Origin of the sequence: Rickettsiella massiliensis 20B, from assembly GCF_000257395.1 — a bacterium.
Taxonomy (GTDB): Bacteria; Pseudomonadota; Gammaproteobacteria; order Diplorickettsiales; family Diplorickettsiaceae; genus Diplorickettsia; species Diplorickettsia massiliensis.
In genome coordinates this window covers 422,496-434,723 of sequence record NZ_AJGC01000002.1, presented here as the reverse complement: position 1 = coordinate 434,723, position 12,228 = coordinate 422,496, and the positions used below count along the sequence as shown (strand labels likewise).

Below are 12,228 nucleotides of genomic sequence, written 5' to 3'. Positions count from 1 at the left end.
AACCCCGCACTCGGCGGGGTTTTTCAGAAACAGGTCTGTAGAACAGAATGTGTTACATCATTCCGCCCATACCACCCATTCCGCCCATACCACCCATGCCGTCTCCAGCAGGCATACCAGCGCCTTGATCATCCTTCTTCGGCAACTCAGTAATCATGCATTCGGTGGTGATCATTAATCCAGCAATGGAAGCCGCATTTTGTAATGCGGTTCGGGTCACTTTGGTTGGATCCAAAATACCGAGCTCGATCATATCACCGTAATCACCGGTTGCAGCGTTGTAACCATAGTTTGGACCGCCTTCTTTATAGTTTTTAACTTTATCCACTACAACGGCAGGCTCAAAACCGGCATTACTCACAATCTGACGTAAAGGTGCTTCTAATGCACGGCTCACGATATGAATCCCTACATTTTGATCGGCGTTCTCACCTTTGACATCGGCTAAAACACTTAAAGCACGAATCAAGGCAATACCACCCCCAGGAACGACGCCTTCTTCAACCGCAGCACGTGTTGCATGTAACGCATCTTCCACACGCGCTTTTTTCTCTTTCATTTCGGTTTCAGTTGCCGCGCCCACTTTAATGACCGCCACACCCCCGGTTAACTTCGCAAGACGTTCTTGTAGTTTTTCACGATCGTAATCGGAAGTAGTGGATTCGATCTGCGCACGAATCTCAGCAACACGTGCTTCGATATCTTTACGATCGCCACTGCCATCAATAATGGTCGTAGTATCTTTGGTTACGATGATTCGCTTCGCAGAACCGAGGTCATCAATCGTCACTTTGGTGATATCGAGACCCAGTTCTTCAGAAACGACCACCGAGTTACATAAAATACCAATATCGCGCAGCATTTCTTTACGACGATCACCAAAACCAGGTGCTTTCACCGCACATACTTTCACAACACCACGCATTGCATTGACAACGAGGGTTGCTAACGCTTCGCCTTCGTATCTAGTTCACACGTCATTTTTTGCTGGTCGTTGACAAAGTAAGGAGAAATGTACCCACGATCAAACTGCATTCCTTCTACGACTTGGAGTTCACTCTCTAGACCGGAACCATCTTCTACCGTAATAACGCCTTCTTTACCAACTTTTTCCATTGCATCGGCAATGATACGACCAATCGCTGAATCATTGTTTGCCGAAACCGTACCCACTTGCGCAATCGCACGCATATCGTCGCAGCTTTTTGATATTTTTTTGAGTTGTTCTGTTACTTTTATCACAGCTAAATCAATACCACGTTTCAAGTCCATCGGGTTCATACCCGCAGCAACAGACTTCATTCCTTCACGTAAAATGCATTGCGCCAATACCGTCGCTGTGGTGGTTCCATCGCCCGCTTCGTCTGAAGTATGCGAAGCCACTTCTTTGACCATTTGCGCGCCCATGTTTTCAAATTTATCTTTAAGTTCAATTTCTTTCGCGACCGATACCCCGTCTTTGGTAATCGTCGGTGCGCCAAAACCGCGGTCTAACACGACATTGCGGCCTTTAGGACCTAAAGTGACTTTAACACTGTCACATAACACTTCAACACCACGCATTAATTTAGCGCGGGCATCGGTACTAAATCGTAAATCTTTTGCTGCCATTTCTTAATATCCTCTCAAGTTAAAACTTTTAAATTATGACTGAATAACGGCCATGATGTCGTCTTCACGCATCACCATATATTTTTTGTCTAATTCAACTTCTGTACCGGCATATTTGCCAAAAAGAACCACATCACCCACTTTAACGGACATTGGTTGTCGGGTTCCAGACTCCAGGCGTTTCCCAGGCCCTACCGCGACAATGGTCCCTTTTGCAGGTTTTTCTTTTACTGTATCAGGAATAACGATTCCTCCTTTCGTTCTTTCTTCGTGCAAAGCATACTCAACCACAACACGATCATTGAGGGGTTTGAGCATAGCGACCTCTGCAGAAGGATTTTTTAAGGTTTCGACACTCATATATTTTTCTCCTTAAGATGACTACTTATAGTTTCAGAAAAGGGGGATCGATCCACTATAACGGGTTCATATGCTATAGCGTGGACCATCACTACCCCGTATATGGGGGCAAGCCTGAGAAATTCAAGGTATTTAACCTCAAGAGATCGGTTCTATCGCTATTTATCATATCTTTTGAGCCTTTTCCCGGATAAAAATGAAGCCAAAGCAAGATCGGCTAACCTATTACGAACACGAGTAGGGCATATAACGAGTGGGAAGTAAGTTTTAGGAAACGGATAAAAAAGCCTTTTTATCCGTCAAAATCCAATAAATAAAGGTTTTCACCTTAAGGCGCACAGATTAGTTTATCCATCCGTATTTAAGCCAAACTATTTACGGAAATCGGCGCACTAGGGGTAATATCTTAGTAAGGCTAAACCAGGAAGACACATCAAAAGGGAGATGATAAAGAAAGTCGGCCAATTAAAATGACTCGCAATCATGCCCGCAACCAATAAAAACACGCCCAACTGAAGCAAACGCAGTTAATAACGCAAATTGCGTCGCTGTGTAGGCTACCTAGCGCATTACAGAAATTATCCAACGCAATAGTAAACACCAAAAAACCATAATGGGGGCCAAGTAAAGAAAGTTGTAGTAAGGAAAGAATCGCCGCCGCTTGTAATAGGCCAAAGTAAAATAAGGATCGCCACAAACTCACTCGCGTCATCAATAGTCCACCGATGAATAAGCCGGCCATCGTTGCAGCAAAGCCAATGCCCTTATTGACTACGGCTACGGTCGTTAAAGAAAAACCAAGCCCACGTACTAAAAAAGGCGTAGTTAAGGAAACACTTAACGCATCCCCTAACTTATAAAGTAAAATAAAAATTAAAATTAAAATAGACGATTTTCGCGTTAGAAAATCTTTAAAGGGATAAATAACCGCCGCTTTGAAAGTAAACGGTTCTAGGTATTGAGTTTGCTTGTCTGTTACCGGCGTTTCAGCAAACCAAGTCGCGATCAACCCCACTATCATTAAACTGGCCATTAATAGATAAGTTGCTCGCCAACCGTAATGCTGTGCAATCGCGAGCGCTACCCCCCCGAAACCAACATCGCAATACGATATCCCCACATATACAACGTTGACCCTAGCCCACGTTCTTCAGGCGTTAAAATATCGGTACGATACGCGTCCACAGCAATATCTTGTGAAGCAGAAAGAAAGGCGACTAGAAACGCCAAACTCATCAGTAAATAAGGAGAAAGATTTGGATCAGCGAGCGTCATACCCGCTATACCCAGAAGTAACGCTAGCTGGGTAATGAGCAGCCAACCACGCCGCCGTCCCAATAATGGAGGAATCCAGCGATCCATTAATGGCGCCCATAAAAACTTAAGAACATACGGCTGGCCGATCAAACCAACACTCCCTATCACCACAATACTCATCCCAGTAACCGTAAACCAAGCTTGAAGCGTACTGGCAGTTAACGCTAAAGGTAGTCCAGAAGAAAACCCAAGTAAAAAAGTGATCAGTAAATTCCTTTTATTAAGGATTGTTTGCATAGTAGTTCCTAAACCAAAAAAAGAAAAAACTCTTCTAAACTCGCTGAACCTGGGTTAACCAAACTAATTCGGATCGAGGGTGATTCGAGAACGCCCATTCCGACTATACTGCACCAACACATGCTGACCGCGTATAAACGTAGGTTGTGGACCTTGTACGACCGAAATCAACTTTCGGTTTCTCAAACGCACGACATACTCGATTCCGGCTTGACTACTTAATTTAGCTTGCGCCTGATTCCCGGCCATGCCCCCTAAAATAGCTCCCCCAATACCGGCCACGACACTACCTGTCCCGCCGCCAATTTGCGAACCCGCTAATGCGCCTAACGCACCGCCTGCAATGGCACCGCCACCGAGATCATCCGGATTACCGGTTACTTTGACCACACGAGCACTGACAATCACGCCCTGCTTCACTCGATTGACTTGACCTGCATTTTGGAGACTATACACATCGGGAGAGAGCGTCGGTGCACAACCGGCTAATAACCCGACTCCCAACGCCATCACAACAACATAGGCTCTTGGTTTCATCATCATTTCTTACTAATAGAAATTTTATTATTCTCTTGATTCATTCTCCCTCGTTTTCAATCTAAAACGAGATAAGTTGATAGTAATCAAGCCCTGTTTATTAGTCAATTGATCAAATACTCAAACCCACCGCTGATGAGCCTAAGACAGAGAGTATTAAAATGAAGCGCTAAAGCCACTAGAATTATTCATGTGTAGAATAAATTTTGCTAAAACCGCTCAAAATGGAGTAAACCAGAGTTGTCGGCTATGCAATTTTTTGCCTTCAAGTAAATGATTAATCGCTAACCTAAAAAGCCGTTTGGCCTCAAGCAAATACGGTGGATAATCCCATTGTTCCTGATGAATCGCTAATAAAGACTCTCCAGAAAAAACAGCCGCCGCATGACTGGGCGTCCTTAAGGAATAAACCAAACCTTGGCTTGGAATAAACTGATAATTACGTTCAGGGCGTATTATTTCTGCTGTTTGACTATCTTGGGTCAGTTGTAAAGCATACCCTAACTCAACGAGTAGTTTTTTTTTCAAAACAGCGCAGCGCACGTTGTGGGTGATTGACTAAATCTAATAATGTCGATTCATAATACTGAAACAAGACAGGGTACGCATCTTGCCGGGGGAGTAAGCGAGTTAATAATTCATTGAGATAAAATCCACAGAGTAACTGTTTACCTGATAAAGCGATTCGTGGCGTGGGACGTACTTCGGCTTTAATGAGCTGGAACAAATCGGTTTTGCCTCGCCAAGTACACATAAACGGTGTAAAAGCTTGTAATACGGCATGAAAGCGTGCAGACCGTCCGCGAGGACTGCGCCCTGCTTTGGCAATCAAACTGATACGGCCTTGCTCAAGCGTTAACGCATCGATCAATAAACTTGTATCACGATAGGGGCGCGTATGTAAAATATAAGTGGGTTGTAAAACCGATGTCATCCGCATAGAAATAGTGTTTTTAGCTAAAAATGTTGCTTAATAATGAAAAAATTATATTAATAATCTTTTTTGTATAAAAAATATGCATAAATAAATCGGTATCGTTTCTGCTTCCTATTCTACTGGAAATTCAGTAATATCCTTCATATAGTTGTGTTATTATCTAGCTGTTTATGGGGCGTATCAGCAAGTTAATAGTTAACGATCCATCCTAGTAAATCAACTAAAAAAGATTCACAATTCTTCGAGCGCTTAATTTCATAGGAGCAGTTCCATTGGCTGAAATTATTGTTATTACTTCAGGAAAAGGGGGTGTTGGTAAAACAACCAGCAGCGCCGGCTTAGCGGCAGGACTCGCCTTCCGCGGTTTTAAAACCGTAGTCATCGATTTTGATATTGGGTTACGAAACCTGGATTTAATCATGGGCTGTGAACGACGTGTCGTTTTTGATTTTGTAAATGTTATCCGTGGTGAAGCGAAGCTGAAACAAGCACTGATCAAAGATAAACGTTTAGAAAATCTCTACGTCTTACCGGCTTCGCAAACCCGAGATAAAGATGCTTTAACCCGCGAAGGTGTTGAACAAATTTTAGAAGAATTAAAAGCGGATTTCGATTATATTCTTTGTGACTCGCCTGCGGGTATTGAGCGCGGTGCGACGTTGGCAATGTATTTTGCCGATAAAGCGATTGTAGTCAGTAATCCAGAGATTTCTTCGGTTCGCGATTCGGATCGCATGCTCGGTATTTTGGATAGTAAATCGCGACGTGCTGAGCTCGGTCTTGAACCGATTAAACCTTACTTATTACTCACTCGTTATTCTTTAACACGTGTTGAAAAAGGCGATATGCTTAGCCTCGATGATGTGTTAGATATTTTGTCGATACCACTGCTGGGTGTTATCCCGGAGTCACAAGCGGTCTTACGTGCTTCCAACTCGGGAATCCCCGTCACGCTCAATGGTGACAGTGATGCGAACCAAGCCTATGTGGATACAGTATCACGTTTATTGGGCGAGGAAGTTCCTTTTAAATTTGTTAAAGCGGAAAAGAAAGGCTTTTTACGCCGTCTTTTTGGTCGCGAGGAGGTGACCACATGAACTTACTCTCTTATATTTTTCGCAATCGGCAAAAAAACACCGCTTCTCTAGCTAAGGAGCGGTTACAAATTATCGTTTCACATGAACGCAAAGCAGAGCACAATGCAGACTTCTTACCTAATTTACAACGTGAGTTAATTGAAGTGATTGCTAAATATGTCGCTATTGACCAAGATCAAGTAAAAGTTGAGCTAGAACGTGCTGGGAATTGCTCGATTCTTGAATTAAATATTACCTTACCTAACGCAGAAGTCACTACTAAGTAACGTTGGACAACAAAAATAAGTTCTTCTATTTATTTTCATTGTGCGCCTTGTATCAACTTGCTTTCATTTTTGCGCAAGGTGCCTCTGTTCAACCGCAATACCCTAAACAAGCTTAGCGATTCGTAGACCGTATCTTTGAGCAGGTAGATTCAACAAACCACACGGATCCTTTAGCGCTTTGTTTTACGAAGGGATCGTACGTTTTTGCCCGGGCTTTGAAACCGCAACATAAATTAGAGTCGCATCGGAAACTTTTACCCGATCACGCGGTCTTTCTCCCTCTTGATAACGTTGCGCAAACACTTCGACCTCAACCGTGACCGAAGTTGAACCGACGCGTGTCACCTTGGTATAAAAGCTTGCGATATCATAGATAAACAAAGGTTGAATAAATTTAAGGTCTTTCACCGCCACGGTGACCACCGGGCCTTTCGCACACTCTGCCGCCGCAATAGCTCCGGCAATATCGATTTGTGACATCAACCAGCCACCAAAAATATCTCCGCCCTTATTCGCATCATTAGGCCTCGTCTTGACACGGAGTACTAACGTTCCTTCACCATCGATTTCTTTCATGTCTATGAGTATGCCTTATGAGAAAGTAGGGCAAGTATAACAAAAAAGCACTAAAGAATAATCTCTTTATCTTTTTTCTCGCCAAAATAAAAAAGCGATTTACCTTATTATTTATAAGCTCAATGTAATAAAAATAATTCATTCTTATTTTTATTGAACTAGCTAACTGTTGTATGCTTTACGAATCAGTATTTTCAAGTAAGAAAACCATTATTTTACAACTTATTTTCTTATGAAAAAAATAAGTTGTAAAATAAAATAAGAAGAATCCATTCTTAAATAATTTTTTCTAATATCTGTGAACTAAATTAAGTTATAAAAAAAATTATGTAAGTAATTTCTTAAATGACAGTAAGTAAACACTGAATATCGTAAACCCCCATTGTAATAAAATTTTAATTTGTTAATCTAGTTTCTGTGTTGCTAAAGATACTCAGACTCATCTCAAATTAGTTTTTAAAGGATAATCATTTTACACGGACACTGATTTAGAAAAACTGTGTATTGTGGAGTGAATAGGATATTCAAGCCATATTGTTTGGCGTTAGTAAGGATGCTACATGGATGTCAACAACACAAATATACCCCCTTGGGCCGTTCTGCGGCCCTTTCTTATTTTAAAACCTCATTCGATAAAACACGATCCATAATCATTCAACTCGATACACATCAATAAACAACAAACCTTATTTTCGATATTATCCAATCGCAACCTCTAGAACAAATAACCTACCCGTCTAAACACCTTCGTATAACACTTAACTAGACCACACTATCGTATTTTCAATACCTAGTTCATTCGCCGACCTTCGCTGAATTTATAGCAATTTGTAGACGGTTACGTTACGGAGATAAGAATTTCAAATTAATACAGGAAAGCGTACCTTATTTTTTCTTTGCAAAAAATCTAGATGAAGATAAAAAAATTTATAATCGCGACCTCTCAAAGAAGACAATGATAAGCGATTGACGCCTATGCACAGTACCTGTATCCAACTCTAGACAATCACCCGCTTTCTCTTAGCAGGCCACCTTAATTTTGATCCAAAATTAAATTTTTTAGATAAAAAGCGCTCTTATTTTATTGAACCAACTGTTTTCAATCCAGTAATTCTTTTCCTTTATAACGAATACCCTGAAATAGACATATAATTCAGTAATAGGTCACATACGATTCTTAGCCTCTCTAATTTTTATAAGCCATCCATACACATTTTTTAATCTGTGCGCTCAAGTAAAGAATAGGTACTAATCTGGATAAGTAAGCATACTGATCTAAAGAAATTTGTTCATTCTATTTTTTATCTAATTAAAATTAGATTTTATAATTATTATTTTTTTACAGCTATCTTTTCAGTGATTCCAATCGTATAAACGTTTGTACTGATACTCTATATGCATTACGTATTGATTCAATCTATTTTCCCTGTTCAGAAAGAATGACTAAAAAAACAAATCGATTTATTAGTTTTTCCTCATTTTTTATCGATTTTCCCTTAGTCTAAAAATCAATAAAAAATAAAAAACGATAGACCTCTTCTCTTTCTTATATATCGCGCTTAAAATATGTTATATAAATCAACAAAAAGATCTATATATCTAAAAAAAACATATAAAAAAAATAAAATCTTTTTTATATGTTTTTTTTATTTATTAAATATATATATATTTATTTTAAATACTAAAAGGATAATTTATTTGTTAAAAATAAATTACTTTGTAAAAAAAAATGGAAATTTCTATTTGAATGTAGTACTTATAGTAATGAAAAACAGAAGTACATTCATTAATTCGTTTTTTACATAATTTACTGTTCTGTTATCGTTTATAGGGATAGAATACATGCGCCAAAGGTTTGGGTATCACCATATTTTTTTGTTCTCTTTATTATTGAGCAATCCTTTATGGGCTAAGGTCATTCTATCAAACAACTTTATTTCTTGTTGCGACACACCTAAATACCCAAAACCGTATATTGAACTGGGCATTAGCCAGGCATCACACCAACAATTTAGTCATGATAATCATCAATTTACCCTTTTTAGTGATGGCACCATAGAAAAAACACTTTCTATCCGTCCCACACATCATAGTACACTCCCTAATTTTTTTACGTTAGGAGTCGGCTCACAGTGGACACGTAACCACTCCCTCTCCCCCTTCCCGGCATGGAGTGTCGGTTTACGCTACCAATACGGTAGCACAAATCGTGCCAAACAATGGTTAAATTTTTCGTTAGACAGCCAGCAAGAGGGAGAAATACAACCTCTTATTAAAACATTCCTTCCCGTTTCATTGATCCAACATACGGTAACGAGTGACGTTAAATTAAATTTGTATCGTCTAGATACTTTCTCGCCTTACGTCAATGTTGGATTAGGTGTTTCTTGGAAGCGGATACCTGGCCAAGCATTTTGGTTGAATCCACCCACGCATTTACCCGCTCAAGAAAATACTTCGAATTGGCAAAACAGCAGTTTGAGTTATCACCTGGGTGCTGGTCTCGATTTTTTGATTTCTCGCGTTTGGACCCTAACACTGGGGTATCAATACGATAATTTTGGCTCAATTGAGGTTGGGGCACCGGTATTGAGCCCTCAAACCCAATCGTCCTTTTTTCCGAAAGGAATAAAGCTAAGTAATTTTTACCTTGGAAAGTTAATGACGCATAGTTTACAACTCAGCGGGCGTTACTTCTTTGGTTGAAATCATTCTAACAACAAAAAAAAGTGAATCTAATCTTGTTTATTGTTCATAAGGATATCATGCATGAAACGTTTATCTTCTCTTTATTGGTTTGCTTTGTTAGGTTCAATGAGTAATATGGCACTTGCCAAAACCTTACCGGCTTGCTGCTGTCCACCGCTACCGGATTGCCCGCGCTATTACCTCGACGTCGGTGTCGGCCAAACGCTTAATAACCAAATTAATGGTGATAGCATACCCATTGTTTATGAGAACTTGGCTGACCCTGAAGCTGCTGACATGACAGGCAATCTGTCGATGTACTTAGGGCGAAAAAGTTTAGCGAATAACTTCTCAATTGGCTTCGGATCGGTTTGGTCACGTATTTTAGGGCCCGCTTCTCCTTATCTTCCTTACGTTAGCTTTGGTGTGCACTATAAGCAAAATAACATTAATCGTGCGAAGTTAGGCATGATGATAGATGGGCAACTGAACGACAACGATCAAAAAGGAGTCGACCTGCTGGGGCTTATGTTTCCCTACTCTTTCCATCAGAAAAGCTTAAGTGCCGATGTTAAAATTGATTTATACCGTCAAGGAAGTTTTATGCCTTATGTAAAAATAGGGTTAGGTCAATCATGGAATCATTCTTCTGAAGATACGTACAACGTCCGTGCCGGGGCGTTAAGTGCCGAGAAAACAGAAATAGACGACATTCAAATCCAATCTCCCGGCTGGAGCGGGCGGTCATTCACTCATAGTTTAGGGTTTGGTGTGGACTTTATAGCCAACTATAACTTATGGGTGAGTTTAGGGTACCAATATGACAATTATGGAGTAGTTAAAGTCAAACCACCTACAGTTAGTGTAACAGGAAAAAATAATGAAGGGGAAGAACAAATTGCAGTGTTTGTACCAACGAGTGAAAGAAAGTTTGATTTAGGTAACTTTAAGGCACACAGTATCCAATTAACGGCACGTTATTTATTTGGATAAATACCCACTATCTTTCCATCTTAAGACCCTATTTTTTCTAAAAAAGGGTCTTAAGATATCTTTAACAATCTTTTCACTGTCACGTTTTCATTTTACGAGTGCTCTATAGTAGAGGAAGAAAAACTACCTTCTTCTAAAATACGGAATATAGCTTAATAAAATTGACGAAAAAGAAAGATTTTTTCCGAAGGTTAACGAAAAAAACCGAACCAAAAATGAAAAACTATTTTTCAGCTGGCTGAATCGACTTGAAACGGGTAGAATAGTCAACGATTTTTTCAAATCGGGGTGTGGCTCAGCTTGGTAGAGCACTGGCTTCGGGAGCCAGGGGTCGGAGGTTCAAATCCTCTCACCCCGACCATAGACGTCTGTAATCTCTTCAAAAAATGGCTGGCTATCATAAGCTCAGCACATGCGTTTATTTTCATTATTTAACCTATCAAGACCTCTGTCTTTCTTATAAGAGAAGAATCACTAAGAACATTGCCTAAAAAAACCGTCATTAAACATATAAGTATAGCGCGTATCATTCGGTAATTTGTTTCGGTAGTGACGATATTACCTCACCTTTTTTTTATTTTTCTAGCAGAACACTTAAATAAAACCAATCCGCCTAAAAAAAGGGCTTAGCCATAAAATATAAGTACTGAACTCAAAAGGTGGATTAAAAAAAATAAAATGGCCATAACTACGCTGTAGATCAACTTGTATTTGCTTGACGGATTCCCTTCTTTGTAAACGCTCATAAATCATCGCACGTAAATCTTGAGCCAATAAAGAATCGGAGTCCGCTAACGTTTGATAACATTAATATAGATAGTAATAAAACCCAACTTTTGCAGAGTCTCTGTTTTAGAAGATATAAACTATGAATTAACGCCGTCCCGGCTAGCCAAAGTAGTAAAGAGAGACATTTTCAACCGGATCCCAAAACCACCCTCCTCCCCAACCTAGTACACAATAAGCCCACCAGCTACCCGAAATAATACTCCATGTTAAAAAACACCAAGCCATTAAGGTCCAAGGTTACATCCAACGCGCCCAACATCGATCAAAATTACCCTGCCAAAGTGTCGCCATGGCCCAAGCAAGGGTGACTGAAAAACCGACATAGCCCATGTAAAGCAAAGGAGGATGAAACATAAGCCCTGGATCTTGAAGTAATGGATTCAGATCTTGTCCAACCTCTGAAAAAAAAGATCCTTTTAAAAATGGATTTGATAAAGTTAATGCAAAAAATAACAATCCTGCACTGATCGCAGCCAAGAAGGCATTAATCCTTAGAAAAATAAGCGGTTCAATCGTTTTACTGAACAAGACAAACATACTCGATCACAGAGTCAGAATAACAACCCACAATAAAATTGATCCTTCATGTCCTCCCCATACGGCACATAACCGATAAAATAAAGGTAAATAACGATTTGAATTTTCCGCCACATAGGCCAAAGAAAAATCATTGCGCGCAAACGCCCACATTAAACTAAAAAAAAGAAAAATAACTAACGTATGTTGTAAACTACTTAAACAGCGTGCCAAACCTAATGTGGGTAATGGACGACAAAAGAGTAACCCGCATTGACTCGAAGCAAGCAAGAAGGAAAAAAAG

At 40.0% G+C, this 12,228-nt stretch carries 12 protein-coding genes, 1 tRNA gene and 3 pseudogenes; 5 read left to right on the top strand and 11 right to left on the bottom strand.

The window, feature by feature from the left end:
• Positions 1 to 52 precede the first annotated feature (52 nt).
• The 7 genes and pseudogenes from S3O_RS14405 to recO form a co-directional block, all read right to left on the bottom strand.
• Positions 53 to 1,611 (bottom strand): annotated as a pseudogene (locus tag S3O_RS14405) (chaperonin GroEL).
• Positions 1,612 to 1,644: 33 nt separating this feature from the next.
• Positions 1,645 to 1,929, bottom strand: a complete 285-nt coding sequence (gene groES, locus S3O_RS0108000) for a co-chaperone GroES (RefSeq protein WP_010598570.1) — start codon at positions 1,927 to 1,929, stop codon at positions 1,645 to 1,647.
• Positions 1,930 to 2,452: 523 nt separating this feature from the next.
• Positions 2,453 to 3,091 carry an MFS transporter gene (locus S3O_RS17465; RefSeq protein WP_156792833.1) on the bottom strand — a complete coding sequence of 213 codons (639 nt, stop codon included), beginning with the start codon at positions 3,089 to 3,091 and terminating at the stop codon, positions 2,453 to 2,455.
• Entirely contained in the window at positions 3,052 to 3,525 is a 474-nt protein-coding gene (locus tag S3O_RS17460) for an MFS transporter (protein ID WP_010598568.1), read from the bottom strand. The genes S3O_RS17465 and S3O_RS17460 overlap by 40 nt, the downstream gene beginning before the upstream one ends.
• A 63-nt stretch (positions 3,526 to 3,588) precedes the next feature.
• A complete protein-coding gene (locus S3O_RS0107990) occupies positions 3,589 to 4,062 on the bottom strand; it encodes an outer membrane lipoprotein (RefSeq protein ID WP_010598567.1) in 474 nt (157 codons plus the stop codon).
• 219 nt (positions 4,063 to 4,281) lie between these two features.
• Positions 4,282 to 4,590 carry a hypothetical protein gene (locus S3O_RS15805; RefSeq protein ID WP_050816873.1) on the bottom strand — a complete coding sequence of 103 codons (309 nt, stop codon included), beginning with the start codon at positions 4,588 to 4,590 and terminating at the stop codon, positions 4,282 to 4,284.
• Positions 4,568 to 4,996 (bottom strand): DNA repair protein RecO, encoded by a 429-nt coding sequence (recO, locus tag S3O_RS15800; RefSeq protein WP_192805924.1) that lies wholly within the window; start codon positions 4,994 to 4,996, stop codon positions 4,568 to 4,570. Before recO ends, S3O_RS15805 begins: the two co-directional genes overlap by 23 nt.
• Positions 4,997 to 5,271: 275 nt before the next feature.
• Between recO and minD the strand changes: the two genes are divergently transcribed.
• On the top strand, positions 5,272 to 6,096 hold the full coding sequence (minD, locus tag S3O_RS0107980; RefSeq protein WP_010598566.1) for a septum site-determining protein MinD: 825 nt from the start codon (positions 5,272 to 5,274) through the stop codon (positions 6,094 to 6,096).
• Positions 6,093 to 6,362: a cell division topological specificity factor MinE gene (gene minE, locus S3O_RS0107975; RefSeq protein ID WP_010598565.1), complete on the top strand. Its 270-nt coding sequence runs from the start codon at positions 6,093 to 6,095 to the stop codon at positions 6,360 to 6,362. The genes minD and minE overlap by 4 nt, the downstream gene beginning before the upstream one ends.
• Before the next feature lie 183 nt (positions 6,363 to 6,545).
• Here minE and S3O_RS0107970 read toward each other — a convergent pair whose 3' ends face one another.
• The gene (locus S3O_RS0107970; RefSeq protein WP_010598564.1) at positions 6,546 to 6,938 is read right to left on the bottom strand and encodes an acyl-CoA thioesterase; all 393 of its coding nucleotides are present in this window, start codon (positions 6,936 to 6,938) and stop codon (positions 6,546 to 6,548) included.
• Between the two features lie 1,842 nt (positions 6,939 to 8,780).
• Between S3O_RS0107970 and S3O_RS0107965 the strand changes: the two genes are divergently transcribed.
• The 3 genes from S3O_RS0107965 to S3O_RS0107955 all read left to right on the top strand — a co-directional run bounded on the left by S3O_RS0107965 (position 8,781) and on the right by S3O_RS0107955 (position 10,980).
• A complete protein-coding gene (locus S3O_RS0107965; protein ID WP_010598563.1) occupies positions 8,781 to 9,644 on the top strand; it encodes an outer membrane protein in 864 nt (287 codons plus the stop codon).
• A 63-nt stretch (positions 9,645 to 9,707) separates the two neighbouring features.
• Positions 9,708 to 10,619, top strand: coding sequence for an outer membrane beta-barrel protein (locus tag S3O_RS0107960; protein ID WP_010598562.1), 912 nt, complete (start codon positions 9,708 to 9,710; stop codon positions 10,617 to 10,619).
• Positions 10,620 to 10,903: 284 nt separating this feature from the next.
• Positions 10,904 to 10,980, top strand: a tRNA-Pro gene (locus tag S3O_RS0107955).
• Between the two features lie 233 nt (positions 10,981 to 11,213).
• On the opposite strand, the pseudogene S3O_RS12240 reads toward S3O_RS0107955, so the two are convergent.
• The 3 genes and pseudogenes from S3O_RS12240 to S3O_RS15790 all read right to left on the bottom strand — a co-directional run.
• Positions 11,214 to 11,408, bottom strand: a pseudogene (locus S3O_RS12240) (cytochrome c-type biogenesis protein); the annotation flags it as partial.
• Positions 11,409 to 11,507: 99 nt separating this feature from the next.
• Positions 11,508 to 11,945: pseudogene (gene ccsA, locus S3O_RS15795) on the bottom strand (cytochrome c biogenesis protein CcsA).
• 6 nt (positions 11,946 to 11,951) lie between these two features.
• A complete protein-coding gene (locus tag S3O_RS15790; RefSeq protein WP_010598559.1) occupies positions 11,952 to 12,215 on the bottom strand; it encodes a cytochrome c-type biogenesis protein CcmF in 264 nt (87 codons plus the stop codon).
• Positions 12,216 to 12,228 lie beyond the last annotated feature (13 nt).

Coding starts and splice junctions, on each gene's coding strand:
- S3O_RS0107970 (WP_010598564.1), bottom strand. CDS start 6,938: ATGAAAGAAATCGATGGTGAAGGAACGTTAGTACTCCGTGTCAAGACG.
- S3O_RS0107990 (WP_010598567.1), bottom strand. CDS start 4,062: ATGAAACCAAGAGCCTATGTTGTTGTGATGGCGTTGGGAGTCGGGTTA.
- S3O_RS0107960 (WP_010598562.1), top strand. CDS start 9,708: ATGAAACGTTTATCTTCTCTTTATTGGTTTGCTTTGTTAGGTTCAATG.
- groES (WP_010598570.1), bottom strand. CDS start 1,929: ATGCTCAAACCCCTCAATGATCGTGTTGTGGTTGAGTATGCTTTGCAC.
- recO (WP_192805924.1), bottom strand. CDS start 4,996: ATGACATCGGTTTTACAACCCACTTATATTTTACATACGCGCCCCTAT.
- S3O_RS0107965 (WP_010598563.1), top strand. CDS start 8,781: ATGCGCCAAAGGTTTGGGTATCACCATATTTTTTTGTTCTCTTTATTA.
- S3O_RS17460 (WP_010598568.1), bottom strand. CDS start 3,525: ATGCAAACAATCCTTAATAAAAGGAATTTACTGATCACTTTTTTACTT.
- minE (WP_010598565.1), top strand. CDS start 6,093: ATGAACTTACTCTCTTATATTTTTCGCAATCGGCAAAAAAACACCGCT.